This window comes from uncultured Butyricimonas sp., from assembly GCF_959596855.1.
Lineage (GTDB): Bacteria > Bacteroidota > Bacteroidia > Bacteroidales > Marinifilaceae > Butyricimonas > Butyricimonas muris.
The window spans coordinates 1-15,983 of sequence record NZ_CAUFYA010000045.1 but is presented as its reverse complement, the minus strand read 5'-3'; the positions used below and the strand labels follow the sequence as shown (position 1 = coordinate 15,983).

17 protein-coding genes are annotated in these 15,983 nt (G+C 42.7%); 10 read left to right on the top strand and 7 right to left on the bottom strand.

Annotated features, from left to right (window positions below; translation table 11 throughout):
- Nucleotides 1–31: 31 nt before the first annotated feature.
- The gene (locus Q5866_RS16610; RefSeq protein ID WP_099294389.1) at nucleotides 32–1,222 is read right to left on the bottom strand and encodes a 6-phosphofructokinase; all 1,191 of its coding nucleotides are present in this window, start codon (nucleotides 1,220–1,222) and stop codon (nucleotides 32–34) included.
- A gap of 130 nt (nucleotides 1,223–1,352) precedes the next feature.
- Between Q5866_RS16610 and Q5866_RS16605 the strand changes: the two genes are divergently transcribed.
- From Q5866_RS16605 to Q5866_RS16570, 8 genes are all read left to right on the top strand, one after another.
- Entirely contained in the window at nucleotides 1,353–2,483 is a 1,131-nt protein-coding gene (locus Q5866_RS16605) for a glycosyltransferase (protein WP_303181386.1), read from the top strand.
- The gene (locus tag Q5866_RS16600; RefSeq protein ID WP_099294385.1) at nucleotides 2,474–3,094 is read left to right on the top strand and encodes an RNA polymerase sigma factor; all 621 of its coding nucleotides are present in this window, start codon (nucleotides 2,474–2,476) and stop codon (nucleotides 3,092–3,094) included. Before Q5866_RS16605 ends, Q5866_RS16600 begins: the two co-directional genes overlap by 10 nt.
- A complete protein-coding gene (locus Q5866_RS16595) occupies nucleotides 3,081–3,755 on the top strand; it encodes a hypothetical protein (protein ID WP_186978361.1) in 675 nt (224 codons plus the stop codon). Before Q5866_RS16600 ends, Q5866_RS16595 begins: the two co-directional genes overlap by 14 nt.
- Nucleotides 3,756–3,845: 90 nt before the next feature.
- Nucleotides 3,846–4,439, top strand: a complete 594-nt coding sequence (locus tag Q5866_RS16590; protein ID WP_186978360.1) for an OmpH family outer membrane protein — start codon at nucleotides 3,846–3,848, stop codon at nucleotides 4,437–4,439.
- A 64-nt stretch (nucleotides 4,440–4,503) separates the two neighbouring features.
- Nucleotides 4,504–4,884, top strand: coding sequence for an SRPBCC domain-containing protein (locus Q5866_RS16585; RefSeq protein WP_186978359.1), 381 nt, complete (start codon nucleotides 4,504–4,506; stop codon nucleotides 4,882–4,884).
- A gap of 90 nt (nucleotides 4,885–4,974) precedes the next feature.
- Nucleotides 4,975–6,222, top strand: coding sequence for a YeiH family protein (locus Q5866_RS16580; protein WP_099294378.1), 1,248 nt, complete (start codon nucleotides 4,975–4,977; stop codon nucleotides 6,220–6,222).
- Between the two features lie 164 nt (nucleotides 6,223–6,386).
- On the top strand, nucleotides 6,387–7,043 hold the full coding sequence (gene fsa, locus Q5866_RS16575; protein WP_027201604.1) for a fructose-6-phosphate aldolase: 657 nt from the start codon (nucleotides 6,387–6,389) through the stop codon (nucleotides 7,041–7,043).
- 10 nt (nucleotides 7,044–7,053) lie between these two features.
- Nucleotides 7,054–7,662: an L-threonylcarbamoyladenylate synthase gene (locus Q5866_RS16570; RefSeq protein ID WP_099294377.1), complete on the top strand. Its 609-nt coding sequence runs from the start codon at nucleotides 7,054–7,056 to the stop codon at nucleotides 7,660–7,662.
- 36 nt (nucleotides 7,663–7,698) lie between these two features.
- Here the strand turns inward: Q5866_RS16570 and Q5866_RS16565 are convergent, their stop codons facing one another.
- From Q5866_RS16565 to Q5866_RS16540, 6 genes are all read right to left on the bottom strand, one after another.
- On the bottom strand, nucleotides 7,699–9,081 hold the full coding sequence (locus tag Q5866_RS16565; protein WP_303181383.1) for a TrkH family potassium uptake protein: 1,383 nt from the start codon (nucleotides 9,079–9,081) through the stop codon (nucleotides 7,699–7,701).
- 62 nt (nucleotides 9,082–9,143) lie between these two features.
- Nucleotides 9,144–10,487, bottom strand: coding sequence for a Trk system potassium transporter TrkA (gene trkA / locus Q5866_RS16560; protein ID WP_099294373.1), 1,344 nt, complete (start codon nucleotides 10,485–10,487; stop codon nucleotides 9,144–9,146).
- Between the two features lie 72 nt (nucleotides 10,488–10,559).
- A complete protein-coding gene (locus Q5866_RS16555) occupies nucleotides 10,560–12,503 on the bottom strand; it encodes a ComEC/Rec2 family competence protein (RefSeq protein WP_186978357.1) in 1,944 nt (647 codons plus the stop codon).
- A 14-nt stretch (nucleotides 12,504–12,517) separates the two neighbouring features.
- On the bottom strand, nucleotides 12,518–13,072 hold the full coding sequence (gene def / locus Q5866_RS16550; protein ID WP_099294369.1) for a peptide deformylase: 555 nt from the start codon (nucleotides 13,070–13,072) through the stop codon (nucleotides 12,518–12,520).
- Between the two features lies 1 nt (nucleotide 13,073).
- The gene (gene ruvX / locus Q5866_RS16545; RefSeq protein WP_099294367.1) at nucleotides 13,074–13,499 is read right to left on the bottom strand and encodes a Holliday junction resolvase RuvX; all 426 of its coding nucleotides are present in this window, start codon (nucleotides 13,497–13,499) and stop codon (nucleotides 13,074–13,076) included.
- A gap of 4 nt (nucleotides 13,500–13,503) precedes the next feature.
- Entirely contained in the window at nucleotides 13,504–13,815 is a 312-nt protein-coding gene (locus tag Q5866_RS16540; protein ID WP_227216794.1) for a septum formation initiator family protein, read from the bottom strand.
- Nucleotides 13,816–14,066: 251 nt separating this feature from the next.
- On the opposite strand from Q5866_RS16540, the gene Q5866_RS16535 reads away from it, so the two are divergent.
- Nucleotides 14,067–15,035, top strand: a complete 969-nt coding sequence (locus Q5866_RS16535) for a carbamate kinase (RefSeq protein ID WP_186978356.1) — start codon at nucleotides 14,067–14,069, stop codon at nucleotides 15,033–15,035.
- Nucleotides 15,036–15,153: 118 nt separating this feature from the next.
- The coding region (gene argF, locus Q5866_RS16530) for an ornithine carbamoyltransferase (RefSeq protein WP_303181379.1) at nucleotides 15,154–15,983 on the top strand (830 nt) is incomplete at its 3' end.

The following is a 15,983-nucleotide window of genomic DNA, read 5'->3' as shown; positions in this document are numbered from 1 at the left end:
CAGACTGGAGGTGTGTCAAAACACACCTCCTTTATAGTATCATTTGTGGCATAAATTCGAAACTGTTGTATTTGGGACGTAGTCTGTCCGTGTTGTAGAATTTCTGGACATCCACGAGTTTCTTGCTGCTGGTCACGATTTCGATGGGAGCGTTGTCATAGCGTCCGTTACGCAGGATAACCAGTCGCCCGTGCAATCCTTTATTTATCAAGTCAAGTGCAAGGTTACCGTATGCCATGGGAACGATGGAATCAAGCGCGTCCGGATCTCCGCAGCGTACAAGATAACCCAGTTTTTGGGTTATCGTGTTGATCACTTGCCCGTGATTGAATTGCGGGGTAAGTTCCTTGAGTTGTTCGGAAATCATGTTCCCGATGCCTCCCAGCTTCTTGTGCCCGAACATATCTGTTTCTTCGCTTTGGAATATCATGTTCCCGCCGCAGAAAGTAGCCCCTTCCGACACGAGGACTACCGAGTATTTGCTTGGGTTCGTGAAACGGTCTTCACAAAGTAATTCGGTTAGTCGCTCGATATTGAATTCGTATTCCGGGATCACGCAACGATTGGCCGCACCTGCCAGTGTGGGCAGCATGGCGGTGAAACCGGCATAACGTCCGAATACTTCCAGCACGAGAATACGTTCGTGTGATCCGGCAGAAGTGCGCAAGTCATGCGTGAGTGAAATCGTTCTGGTGATACAGGTGCTGAAACCGATGCAATAATCGGTTCCCGGTACGTCATTGTCCATTGTCTTGGGAATGGCGACCACCTTGACACTTTCTTTGCTCAGACGGACGGCGTAACTCAGTGTGTCGTCACCCCCGATCGGTATCAGGTAATCTATCCCCATAAATTCGAGATTTTTCAGAACCTCCGGGGTTAAATCATTGATATCGTCCGAGTATTGTTCTTGCAGGTGTTTCGGCACGTTAGCCCTCGGAACGTGTGAAGCCCGCGTGCGTGACGTGTGAAGAAATGTACCTCCCGTGCGCCCTGCTTTGTTCACGATTTCTTCGGTTAACTCGAAGAAATTGTTGGAGTTATCGTATTCCGGGTCCCGCACGATGTCTATCAGACCACCCCAACCTCTTCGTATTCCGATTACTTTATATCCTTCGCGCAAGGCTCTGATGGTTACCGCCCGTATAGCGGGGTTCAAGCCGGGAACATCGCCTCCTCCGGTGAGTATTCCTATGATTCCTCTTGTTTTTTGTAGTACCATAATTGTAGTAGCTTTATGTTAGTAAAATCGAACTAATATACATGAATTAATTTAATTAATACGTTAATTTCCTTATTAAAGTCAGTATATTTGTCCGTTTTTTATCGAGAAAACATATATTATTTGAAAAATGGAGAGTTTGCTTGTTTTTTGGGAAGAGTCGGGTATATTGAAGTACGGGGCAATCGCATTGCTCGTGTTGTTATGTATATATATGTACTTGATTATTCGACGGGTGATAATTGTGTCCCGGAAGGATAAACCGTTTGGTAAGCCGGAAGGGGAGGGGGTATCCGTTATTATTACCGCTCATAATAACGCGGAGGCTTTAAGGAAAAATTTGCCTAGTTTCTTGATGCAAGCCTATGGTAAATACGAGGTTATTGTGGTGGATGAATGTTCGGAGGATGACACGCAGGATGTGTTGGCGGAGATTCAGAAAGATTATCCGGAGTTGCGGTGTACGCGTATTTTTCCCGACACGAAATTTCGTTTCACGAAAAAATTAGCCATAAATATAGGTGTACTCGCGGCAAAATATGATATTCTGTTGTTCTCCGAGATACACTGTCGCCCTGCCACGATGCATTGGGTGGAGACTATGCAATCTTATTTTGATGAAAACACGGCGGTAGTTGTCGGTTACGCAAATTACGCCCCGGGTGAGCATAATATCACTACATGGCGGGCTTTCCGCTTTCTCCGTTTTTTAGAAATGTTAGTCTTGGTAAAAAATAAAAAATATATTTTCGGTGATGGATGTAACATGGCTTACCGAAAATCGTATTACATTAAAAACCGCGGATTCGCGAAGAACTCACAATCGTATTTGGGATATGATAATGATATGGTTAATGAATTATCGAAGTTCGGAACGGTTAGAACAATAAAGTGTCCGGATACGTACGTGATAATTGATAAAAGTGACAAAAAAGGAGAGGTAAACGAAATATCGTATTATTATGCTAGTAAGATGAGATTGACAATGACGGAGAGATTAGGAATAGATAAAGGTATGATAGTGCGTTTAATTTTTTACACGCTCTCTATTTGTTTGATTTTCACGGGCGTGTATCCGGTATATTTGTTTGCGATAATGATTATAGCATTTTTAACAGATTTTGTTTTGCTAAATATTTGCGCTATTTGTCTGAAACAAAAAAAATTATTCCTAACTTCGTTTATTATTAGTACCGTCGGTTTTGTTTATCGATGGTACTGGAATGGATATTCATTTTTTAACAAAAAGAAATGGAGCTAAATAACAACTTGTCAGAGAAAGCTCTCTACGATTACAAAGTCGTGAAAAGAGCAATAACGGGAGATGAAAAAGCCTATGCCGAATTATTTAAGCGGTATAAGGACTCAGTGTACTTTATGATACTGAAGATGGTGAATAACAGAACGGATGCGGAGGACTTGATGTTCGAGGCATTCGAGAAGGCTTTTGCGAGTTTGAATTACTATTCGCCTCAGTTTGCATTCAGTACTTGGTTGTTTAAAATCGCTTCTAATAACACGATTGATTTTATTCGGAAGAAGAAAGCGAAAATTGTTTCCTTGGATAAGGATGATATTAATCCTGACGATCGCGGGTATATTAATAGTGTGCCGGCTGACGTACTGACCCCGGAAGAGGAAACGATACGCAAGCAACGGGCTGAGTTCATGCGGGAAAAAGTCGCTATGCTGAAAGGCCGTTACCGTCAATTGATAGAATTACGTTATTTTGAGGAGTATTCTTACGAAGAAATTGCACAGGAACTGGCAATCCCGCTAGGGACCGTGAAAGCTCAATTATTTCGGGCTAGGGAGTTGTTGCTGAATATTTTGCAGAACACGGAAATAGCCAGAGAAAATGAGAGGGCATAGCCTTTTTATCCTTCTGATTTTTTTATGCCTTGGTTTACGGGGGCAAGACACGAATGACCGGGATATATTTGTTACGGGGGTGATTTGTGACCGGGATAGCGTACAGCCTCTGCCTGACGCTATTTATCGTTTCGGGCAGGAGGTTCGGGGCGTGGATAACCAAGGACGATTTTCCGTGCATGTAAAGGTCGGCGACACGTTATATTTTTCGCACGTTGGTTTTGAACCCGTGCGAATCGTTGTTTCCGATACTTTGAAAAAGGATGATTATCTTTTAGGCATTTTCATGGTACGGGATACTATTCAATTGGCTGAAGTCGTTGTGTTGCCCCGTTTCTTCATGGAAGATTTCAAGATGGATTCCGATCTGATCACTGCCCATAATAATATGAAAGGTGCTGTTAACGCGGCATCCCGCCCAGTGAAAGAGATGGATCGGGAGATGAACCAGAAGATGGTTATCTCCGATTTAGCCCGAAAAGTGGAGATGAAAGGTATGGTTGATGTTAAGCTGGGGATAGGAACGCAGTCTTACACGGCGTTGAAAGGTTTAATGCGGTCACGGCGTATGGCGGATAAAGGGAAAGTGATAAGAGCACAGGAAATAGACTTGTTAAAGAAAATTTTTTATATAGAAAAAAGAGAAAAAACGGATAACTAAAGGAAGAAAGATTATCTTTGTATTTGAAACAAGCCACGTGTGGGCAGAGTTTCCAGTGAAGCAATTTATTAATATCAAAGTTACGTTTTTATGAAGAATTTGTCGATAGGATTAAATGTGTTATTGTTGATTGCCGTAATTGTTTTATACATATTACATTTCTCCGGGAGTAGTAAGAGTACGAGCAGTCAAGACGGGGTTGCAACTGTAAATGCGGATGCAAAAATAGTCTACATTAACATGGATACATTGCTTAATAAGTATACTCAATCAAGGGAGTTAAATGAGGCATTTTTGAAAAAGCTCGAAGCAAATCGCACGGAATTGAACGTGAAAGCAAAAAATCTTGATCGCGAAATTGCCGAGTTTCAACATAAAGCAGAGAATGGCGGATTCCTTACTCGCGAAAGAGCCGAACAGGCTCAAACGGAGTTGTTGATTAAACAGCAGAATCTGCAAAAACTGCAACAGGAAATGAGCGAGAACGCTCAACGGGAACAAATGGAAATCAATCGTAAGTTGTACGATGCCATTACAAATTTCTTGACGGATTATAATAAATCAAGAGGCTATCAGTTGATATTAAGTACTACTTTAGGTGGAAACGTTTTGTTTGCCCAAGATGGTTTTAATATTACCAACGAGGTGGTAAGCTTGTTGAATACCCAATATCAAAAGAAATAAGCGTTTAATAATATACGGGGGAAGGCTGAGAAATCAGCCTTTTCTTTTATCTAATAGAAAGAAAATGAATTTTAAATATACGGTTGATATTGCGGCAGACTCGGAAGAGGTGTTCACGGCGTTGACAAATCCTTTCCAGATAGAGATATGGAGTGGTTATCCTGCCGAGATGAAAGCGGAAGAAGGATTTGTGTTTTCATTGTGGGAAGGTGATATATGCGGGGTAAATCTGGAAGTGAAACCGAATCGTCTGCTTGTACAAGAGTGGTTCTTCGGTGATACGGCAGAACGTTCCATCGTGACGTTGAAACTAAAGAAAGTCGGAGAACAGACTCAGGTAGAACTGGAACACACGAATATTCCTGATGACGTGTTCGAGGAAATCGTGGAGGGATGGAAAGAGTATTACTTGGGCTCTATAAAAGGTATGTTGGAAATGTACTAATCGTAAATCAGTAAAAATACGGATTATACATCCGAATCCGGATAGTAATTTTGTCTTGTAAATTATTCACTAACTAATAGATTATTTTGCATGAGCAAGTTAAAGATTTCGGAAGATTGGACTTCTACTATCGTCGGGTGGTTTATCATCCTTTTGATTGTATTTCAATTGAAACCACATTGGCCTTCGTTCAGTTGGCCTGATGCCGATGCATTAATGAATAAAGTATTTACTCTGGATAACGTGGGGCATGCTTTGATTGTATTCTGCTTCATGTTTTTCATGGCGTTGCTGGCTGGAATGTTGGCAGGGAAAAAGTTTAAGATGATCGCGGCCAGTTTTCCCGTGGTATTCTTTCTGACTCTTTTGGCTATGGTTGTCGGGGGAAATAAATTTTTGAAAGATTGGGGTTTCGAAACCGTGATATTCAGTCTTTTGATCGGGCTTTTTATTAGTAACGTGTTTTCTATTCCCAAGTGGTTGAAAGAATCACTTTCTTCAGAATTGTTCGTCAAAATCGGGTTGGTGTTGTTGGGAACTTCCGTACTTTTCGGTGATTTGTTGAAAGCCGGTTCGTTAGGTTTGATACAGTCTTGCGTGGTTGTTTTTACTGTTTGGAACTTCTGTTTCTGGTTGTGTCGAAAGATGAAGATTGATAAAGAGATGTCATTGATGCTTTCCAGTGCCGTTTCTATTTGTGGTGTTTCGGCGGCTGTGGCGACAGCCGGTGCGATTAAAGGAGATAAGAAGAAATTGTCTTACGTGGTATCTCTGGTATTGGTGGTGGCTGTCCCGATGATTTTAATTATGCCGGGGCTGGCGAAGCTGATGGGTTTGCCGGAAGATATGGCAGGTGCTTGGATCGGGGGAACAATCGACACGACAGGAGCCGTGGCTGCCACGGGAGCCATATACGGGGAGGTGGCGTTACAAACGAGTACTATCGTGAAGTTCTCGCAAAATGTGCTTTTGGGTGTTGCCGCTTTTCTGATCAGTATATATTGGTCGTACTCGAAGAAAGAGGTGGCGGAAGAGAAACCTACATTAAAGGTTATCTGGCTGCGGTTTCCCAAATTTGTATTGGGATTTGTTGCCGCTTCCGTTGTCTTTTCGTTCTTCGTGGCCCCGGAGATCGTGTCTGAAGCAAAGCCTATATTAAAAAATATTCAGGGAATGTGGTTTGCTCTTGCTTTCATGTCTATCGGTCTGGAAACCGATTTCAAGAGTCTGATCACGTCAGAAAATCGTCGTTCTACTTATGCTTTCTTGGGAGCGCAAGCCTTTAACGTGGTGTTCACGTTGTTAGTGGCTTGGATACTTTTCGGACTAATAGCATAGTTCGTAAAGTTCATAAGGTTTGTAAAGTTGATAAAGTTGAAGAGCAAAAACTTTATGAACTTTATGAACCTTATGAACTTTATAAACTAAATATGATTGTATTACCGATATTGTTTGTAATTTTGTCCGTAATTTTTGAAGTTAAACGCAAAAAATAATAGAAGATGAAATTTTTTATTGATACGGCAAATCTTGATCAGATTCGGGAAGCCAATGATTTGGGAGTATTGGATGGAGTGACTACCAACCCGTCATTAATGGCAAAAGAAGGTATTAAAGGTGACGAGAATTGTAGAAAGCATTACGTTGAGATTTGCAATATCGTGGATGGTGATGTAAGTGCTGAAGTAATCGCCACGGATTACGAGGGAATGATTAAAGAAGGGGAGGAACTGGCCGCTTTGCATCCGAATATTGTTGTAAAAGTTCCTTGTATTGCTGACGGAATCAAGGCTATCAAGTATTTCACGAATAAAGGTATCCGTACGAATTGCACGTTGGTGTTCTCTCCGGGACAGGCATTGTTGGCTGCTAAGGCCGGTGCCACGTATGTTTCGCCTTTCGTGGGACGTTTGGATGATATCAGTAGCGACGGTATCGAGTTGGTGGAGAAGATCGTGGATATGTATGCTTACTACGGGTTTAATACGCAGGTTTTGGCTGCTTCTATCCGCCACACGCAACATATTATACAATGTATCGAGGCTGGTGCTGATGTGGCAACTTGTCCGTTGAGTGCAATCAAAGGATTGTTGAAACACCCGTTGACAGATTCCGGTTTGGCAACATTTCTGGCAGATCACAAGAAAGTAAATTCATAAATTCGCGATAATGCTTGTACGCTTATTCGAGGATAATCCTAATGATAGGGAAATTCGGAAGATCGTTGAGCTCTTACGTGATGGTGGTATTATCATCTACCCGACCGATACTATTTACGCGATAGGGTGTGATATTAATAGTGTGAAGGCTGTGCAGCGAGTATCGGCTATACGTAAAGTGAAGCCGGAGAAAGCTAATTTCTCGATGATATGCAAGGATTTGGGAAATATTGCGGCATACGCTAAGGTAACAAACGAGGAATTCCGGTTGATGAAGCAATGTTTGCCCGGACCTTTCACTTTCGTGTTGCCTGCCACGAGCAAATTGCCTAACGCGTTGATGAATAAACGTAAGACTATCGGTATCCGTATTCCGAAAAATTTTATCGTACAAGCTATCGTGGACGAGCTAGGTGGACCGTTGTTGACAACATCCGTGAAGGCGGAGGAGGGAGAAGTTGAAGAATATATCACTGATCCCGAGTTAATCCACGAGAAATACGGTCGCTTGGTCGATTTGGTTATCGACGGCGGTTATGGAAATAATATCCCTTCCACCGTTATCGACTGCACGGGCGATGAGATTGTTGTCACCCGACAGGGATTAGGTGAATTATAAAATAAAAAAGGACTTCGAGCGGAAGTCCTTTTTTATTTATTTCTTCCAGAAAGCTCTACTGAATAATACCAGTACGGTGAATACTTCCAAACGCCCAACCATCATCAGTATGGACAAGAATATTTTCGCGAAGTCATTCAAGTGCGCAAAATTGCTCATGGGGCCAATCTCGCCGAATCCGGGACCTACGTTACTCATACTTGTTATAACAGCACTACAAGCCGTGGCAATATCTTCCGTGAACAAGGACATGATAACACTGGATATCCCGAAGATGAAGATATAAAGGATAAAGAAACCCATGACTCCCGTCATTATATTGGGATGTATGCTCTTCCCGTTGTATTTCACGTTAATGATTGCGTTCGGGTGAATGATGCGTTTCATTTCAATAAATGAATTCTTGAACAGCAGATTCAGTCGGATACATTTTAAACCGCCGGATGTAGAGCCCGCGCAGGCTCCTATAAATAGAAGTACGAAAATAATCACACCTAGTAAAGGAGGCCATAACAAATAGTCCGCCGTGGCAAATCCTGTCGTCGTGAGAATCGAAACAACTTGGAAGAGGGCTTCCCGAATGCTTAATTCCAAATCATCATACCCCTTGAAATATAGTACACATGCTATCATAGCACTTGCTATGAGAATGATGAAGAAGTAAAGTTTAAATTCTTCATCACGGAATAATTTTTTGATTTTCCCGTGAATGGCAATATACATCAGACCAAAGTTAGTTCCCGCGATAAACATGAAAATGATGACAACATACTGTATATAAGCCGAGTTCCAATAAGCAAGGCTATCTTGTTTCGTGGAATATCCCCCGGTAGCCATCGTCGTGAATGAATGGCAGATGGCATCAAACAAATCCATTTTACCGAGAAGTAACAACAAGGTCTGGGCTACAGTGAGTGATATGTAAAGATACCACATACGGCGGGCGGTGGAGGTGAATGTCGCGGTGAATTTGTCATGCGTGGGACCGGGAACTTCGGCGACAAACAGGTCGCGGCCTTCAATACCGAGTCCGGGTAGTATTGCCAGCAATAGCACGATAATACCCATACCTCCCATCCATTGGGTTAGCGAACGCCAGAATAACGTGGCATGTGGTAAAGCCTCGATGTCATTTACAACGCTCGAACCGGTAGTCGTGAATCCGGACATGGTTTCGAATATAGCATCCGGAATGGAAGGAATCGTACCTCCCAACAAAAAAGGCAAACAACCGAATATGGTGAACATTACCCAAGTGGTAGTGACAATAAAATACCCGTCTTTCTTGGCAAGAACCCGATCTTTTACCTTGACCGTGAAAGCCATAAGGCTTCCGGCGGCAAGAGTGATGGCGGTAGAATATGTAAATGCCATCATATCATTTTCCCCGTATATCAAGGCGACAATGATACAGATCATCAGAAAAGCACTTTCGACGAGCAAAAGTTTTCCTATAATGTTGGTTATAAACCTGAAGTTGATCATCGTTGAAATAATTTGATTACTTTCTTCACCGCACTGGGTAGAGCGAAGATGACAACTTTGTCGTCAGCCTCGATCTGCACGTCGCCTTTGGCAATGATGGCATCCCCGTTACGGATGACTCCCCCGACAGTAGCATTTTCCGGAAAATTCATATCGGCCAATGTTTTCCGGGTAATTTTGGAACCCGCTTCTGCCGTGACTTCAAATACCTCAGCTTCCGAGAACGTGAGGAATTTCAAGTGTTTCACGTCTACATTCATGGTGTAACGGTATATGTGTGAAGCGGCTATCAATTTAGTGTTTACCAGCGTTCCGATCCCGATGTTTTCGGCAAGGTCGATGTAGTCGATATTCTCAACTTCGGCAACACTTTTTTTAACTCCTAACTTTTTGGCTAATAGACAAGAGAGAATGTTTGTCTCTGACGAATGCGTGACGCTGATAAAAGCATCGGTATTTTTGATACCTTCTTCCCGGAGCAAGGCGAGGTCGCGACCGTCACCGTTGATTACCAGTGTCGATTTTAATTTATCGGCGATAAGGATACATTTCTCACGGTCTTTTTCTATAATCTTGACATTGTAGTTTTTTTCAAGCAAAGAGGCTGTCTTTATTCCGATTCGGGAACCTCCCACGATAACGACATTCTTAACCTCGTATTGTGATTTGCCGCAAAGGGCGAATACATTCGGTACATAGAAAGGTTTCGTCACGATGAAAACAAGATCGCCGTACCGGAAAGAATCATTTCCCCTCGGGATGATAGTGCGCTCGGCACGTTTGATGGCAACGACACGGAAATGTTGTGCCCCGTATCTTTCTGCCATTTTGATCAACGTGAGGTTGAGTACCGGGGCATTTTCCCATAATTTGATACCGAGTAATTGCAATCGACCGTCGGAAAATTCATGTAACTGGCGGGAACCGCTTTGCTTCAAGGAAGCAACGATTTCTTCCGCGGCCAGACGTTCCGGGTAGATTAAGGAATCGATACCGATCATCTTCAAGTATTCCGTATTTTCGCTCTCCAGATATTCGCTATTGTTAACCCGCGCGATAGTTTGTTTCGCTCCTAACTTTTTGGCTAAAATGGCAGAGTTGATATTTTGATCTTCCTGATGATTTACCGCGATGAACAGGTCACACTTGTGTACTCCGGCATCTTTAAGCGCACCGATAGAAGTACATGATCCCACGATAGACATGACATCGAGTTGGCTGCCAAGTAATTCCAGCTTTTCTTCGTCGTTGTCGATCAGCATGATATTATGTTCCTGCTTACTAAGCATCGTCGCGAGATGTGTCCCCACTTCTCCTGCTCCCGCTATTACTATGTCCATTTTCGTTAGGTGTTAATTAACTGGCAAAATAAAGAATTATAATCCGAATTACATAGAAAAATGAACCAATTTTTATTTTAAGGGAATCACGATAGAGCCTAGTTCATTTGTTTTAAATAGAGGGATTTGCTTTTGAATGCAAAATTCGTCCCATGCCCGGATACATCGGGGGGTATTGGATTGGTCTATAATGATTTGACTTGGAAATGACGATTGTGTCGTATCCGAGATAGGGAAAATATTTCCCGTGATAATGAGTATTCCTTGGTCGGGTATAGTGGGACATGTACCATCTGCAATTGTAATTGTTTGTTTACGAGTTTGCAGTTGCTTATTCGTGTAAATGATTTGGTCCCCGATGAATCCGTCATGCTCGGGAAGCGGTTGCAGGTCATTTGCTATCGTGTATGTCAACTGGCTTGGGATGGTATCCGTATTTTTCAGTAGAGAATAGTATCCCTTGTGATTCAAGAGTATCACGGAATGACGATATCTATTGTAAACAACGATTTCTTGTCGGTTTTGCTTGTGGAACGTGTAACCGTAGATGAAAATAACAAGCAAACATGTCGAGGCTAGAAACAAGTGGGCAATCCGGCGTTGTCGGCTGGTCACGTATAAGATAAATGATAAAGTTATAATATATATAAGGATGATATGGAAGGATGTCGGGTATAATTCTGTCAGATTTATGGCGATACCGGAAAATATTCGGAGGCAATAAAGCAGGATTTGAGTGATACCTGTTACAAGATATGCGAGATAACTGCCGATAAGAGAGGGTAACACGAGTAGGATTGCCCCGAGATAGAGTAATAGTGTGGCAACCGGTACGGCGACGAGATTGAATAGAATGCTATTTAAACTGATCGTGTGGAAATAGTATGCAGTAATCGGGAGAGTCAGAATTTGCGCGGAAAAGCTGACGGCGAGGAGGGGGTATATCTTCCGTGTGAGCCGGGGAAGCGCCTTACGCTTAATGGTTATTAACGGATAGACAAGTATAATTCCAGTGTAGGCGGCATACGACATTTGAAAACTCACGGAATACAGTAATGTCGGTTGGATAAGCAAAGTGAAGAATGCTGCTGCTGCGATAGCATTTAAAGGTACATAATCCAGACGGAATGCTTCTCCTATAATAATGAAACTCAATATAGTTGCTGCCCTGCAGGCGGAAGGTGATAAGCCGGTAATACCCGTGATCAACCATAACAATGGAATCAGTGCGAGGGTGAATCTGCGATCGCGTAGTTTGAAAAGACGTAACCCGTAAAGTAGTAAAAGATAAATAGCCCCGATATGTAATCCGGAAATGGCAAGCAGGTGAATGGTTCCCGTGTCTTGGAATAATTGTTTCGTGCCGGGAGTCAGATTTTGGCGATCTCCAAGACAGAGGGCTGCAAGCAGGTTATAGGTTGTGCTGTCCGGCACGATAGTTGACAATTTATGTAACAAATGCTGTTGCAGGGAATGACAAAAAGAGTACAAATCTTCCGAGTGTCCTATTCGTGTCGGAGTCGAAATCGGAATCGCTTGGGCTTGAATGTTTTGGTGACGGAGGTACGTGTTGTAATCAAATTCATGTGGATTGCCCGTGGCTGACAGCAAATAGACTCTGGCGTCAAACAGGAGCGAATCGCCGACAGAAAACCGGATAGAATCCCGGTATCGCGTGAAGATGCGAATCCCGTTTGAGGAGATAATTGCTTTGTCGGGTGGAGTGATCCGTTCACAGCGTCCTTGCAGCGTGTAGACATTACCCGGCACGAATGGCAGGTTTTGCGGGCGATGGCAATACACGCCTGTCAAGAAAATGAACAGAAACGAGAAAATAGAAAATAATTTTCCGTAACGTGTACGGGCAACTCCTGTCAATAGAAGGAGTGAGCCTATAATCGAGTAAAGGATAAATCGGGAGTGAATGTCAAACATCCATTCACTGGCAAGAATTCCCGCGATTAAAGGAATCACGAGGAAAAGGAATGGATACCGATGCCAGTGAATGGGACGCATAGGCGTAGCCTCGGCTATTTCGGCAAAACTACCCGGTAGTTTTGTTTGAATTTCCCGGCACTGATATTACTCAACTTCCCTTTTAATAAACGTTTTTTCAGAGCGGACAAGTGGTCAGTGAACATGATTCCGTCCAAGTGATCATATTCGTGTTGGATGATGCGTGCGCGGGTGCCCGTGAATTCTTCCACGTGTTCTACCCAGTTCTCGTCCCGATAGGCGATTTTTATATGATCTTTTCTCATCACGTCCTCGTGAATGCCGGGAATACTCAAGCAGCCTTCATTGAAAGGCACCTCTTCCCCGGAACGTTCCAGTATATGCGCGTTGATAAAAGCTTTCTTGAAATCTTTACAGTCCGGGTCAATTTCTTCAAATGGGCTTCCGTCAATCACGAAAATGCGTATGTTTTTCCCGACTTGCGGGGCAGCTAATCCCACCCCGTCTGACTCGTACATGGTTTGCCACATGTCATCGAGCAGTTTGCTTAACCCCTCGTATTCCGGGGTAATGTCCTCGGATACTTTCCGAAGTTTCGGATGTCCGTAAATGTAAATAGGTAACAGCATATTAAATATTCATGTTTCTTTGTGATTCCATGTAGGATTGCAATATGATCGTGGCACTGATGGCGTCGATAACTGCTTTATCCTGACGTTGTTTTTTCTTGGCTCCTCCTTCTAGCAACGCCTTGTGTGCCAAGACTGAGGTGAAGCGTTCGTCATACATGACGATGGGGATGTCCGGGAGTTTACGTTTGAGTGCGACGAGAAACGGCTTGATGTAAGTCATGCTTTCAGAGTCCGTGTTATTCATTTGTTTGGGGTGTCCCACGACAAAAAGGTCTACCTTTTCTTTCGAGCAGTAATCTTGTAGAAATTGTAAAACCTCGTGTGATTTGACTGTCGTTAGACTGTTGGCGATGATCTTGCATGGATCCGTGACCGCTATGCCAACCCTTTTTTTCCCGTAATCAATAGCAACAATCCTTCCCAATACCCTATTCCTTTACGATAATAAAAATATCCTCGTTCTCTTTTTTCATCAAGTACTGTTCTCTGGCGAACTTTTCGAGGTTATCCCGATTCCCTAACAATTCATCTTTTTTGCGTTTATCTTCTTCAACCTTTTTCCGGTAGTAATTTTTTTCTTTCTCCATCTGGCTGATTTTTGAGCGCAACTGTAACTGATCGATAAAACTGTATTTATCGAACAACGCGATCCATATAACAAATAGCAACCCCACGATAGTGTATTTGTTGGCAAATCGCTGAAACAAATTTCTCGATGATCGTTTGTTTTCGTCTTGCATAGTGCAAAGGTACAAAAAAAGAGGCGGTTAAGAACCATTATCCATTATTTTTTTTCCGAGCAGGCAAAAACATGGTTTTTGCGCTGCATATTTATAAAAACGGGAAGAATATTTATACAGCGAATTGATATACAGTGATTTGTGATTTGATAAAAATGAAAATTGGCTATTTTTTGTGTAACTAATTTCGTTAGCTTTGTGCTTTCGGAATTTTTTTAGACAAAAAGAAGAATAACAATAAAATATCAGTAATGGAAAAGAAGTTAGCGGTTGTTGCGTTAGGTGGAAACGCTCTTTTGAGAGGAAACCAGAAAGGAACTATCGAGGAGCAAAATGCCAACACGGTAGATACGTTGGAAAATTTAATATACTTGATTAAGGAAGGGTATAATTTGATTATTTCGCACGGAAACGGTCCTCAGGTAGGAAACGTGCTTATGGATAATGCTGCCGGTGTAGAGATGTACGGTAACGCTGCCATGCCTTTGGACACTTGTGTGGCTTTCACGCAAGGACAGATCGGCTACATGATCGAACGTAACTTGAGAAATATTTTGAAAGAGCACGGTCTGCAACGTAACGTGATCTCGATGGTATCCCAAGTGATCGTGGACAAGAATGATCCGGCGATGCAGAATCCGACCAAGCGCGTGGGTAAGATATACACGAAAGAAGAGGCGGATAAACTGGCAGCCGAGAAAGGATGGGTTTTCAAGGAAGAGATCAAGGTTGAAGGCGGATGGCGTCGGGTGGTTCCTTCCCCGGACCCGAAAGATTTTATGAATGCCGATTTGGTGGAACGTTTGGCTCGCGAAGGCAATATCGTGATCACTACCGGAGGTGGTGGTATTCCCGTGTATATCGACGAGAAGAGTGACATCCAGCCGTTGGAAGGTGTTATCGACAAGGATTTGGCTTCCGCTATGGTAGGTACGAGAGTGAAAGCGGACGAGTTCTATATCTTGACGGATGTTCCTTATATTTATAAGGACTTCAAGAAACCGTCGCAACAGAAATTGGAATTCTTGGATTATGCCGATACGATGAAATACATGGAAGAAGGAGTGTTTGCAGAGGGAAGTATGGCACCGAAAATTCGTGCTTGTTTGCGTTTTGTTAAGAATGGTGGAAAAAAATCAGTGATTACCGAAGCCACAAAGTTGGAAGACAGACGTTACGGTTCCAAAATCACGATGGAATACGAGGACGATAGAAGATAATTGAAAATGGAGAGTTGAAAACTGGAAATGAGTTTTTAATTCTCGATGGGATATTGTACTTTTGTCCATAAATAATGAATCTGAAATTTAAAATTATAAATCTAAAATTAATAAAGTTATGGCTTTTAATTTGAGAAACAGAAATTTCTTGAAGTTGTTGGACTTCACTCCGAAAGAGATCAAATACATGTTGGATTTGGCTGCTGATTTGAAAAAAGCAAAATATGCCGGAACTGAACAACCTCGTTTGAAAGGTAAAAATATTGCTTTGATTTTCGAGAAAACTTCTACCCGTACCCGTTGCGCGTTCGAAGTAGCTGCTCATGATCAAGGTGCTCACGTGACCTATCTTGGTCCTTCCGGATCTCAGATTGGCGTGAAAGAATCCATGGCTGATACGGCTCGTGTATTGGGACGTATGTATGATGGTATCGAGTACCGCGGTTTCGGACAAGCTATTGTTGAGGAATTGGCTCAATATGCAGGTGTACCTGTATGGAACGGTTTGACCAACGAATTCCACCCGACTCAGATTCTGGCAGACTTCCTGACCATGATGGAACATACCGATAAGCCTTTAAACAAAGTGACTTTCGCTTATCTTGGTGATGCCCGTTTCAACATGGGTAACTCTTTGATGGTTGGTGGTGCTAAGATGGGTATGGATGTACGCATTGTTGCCCCGAAAGAATTGCAACCGGATGCCGAGTTGGTTGCTACTTGCAAGGCTATCGCTGAAGAAACCGGAGCTACAGTTACCATTACCGATAACGTGGAAGAAGGAGTGAAAGGTTGCGACTTCCTGTACACTGACGTATGGGTATCTATGGGTGAACCTGCTGAGGTATGGGCAGAACGTATCAAATTGTTGACCCCGTATCAAGTGAATGCTAAAGTTATGGAATTGACCGGAAACAAGAACTGCAAATTCATGCACTGCTTGCCGGC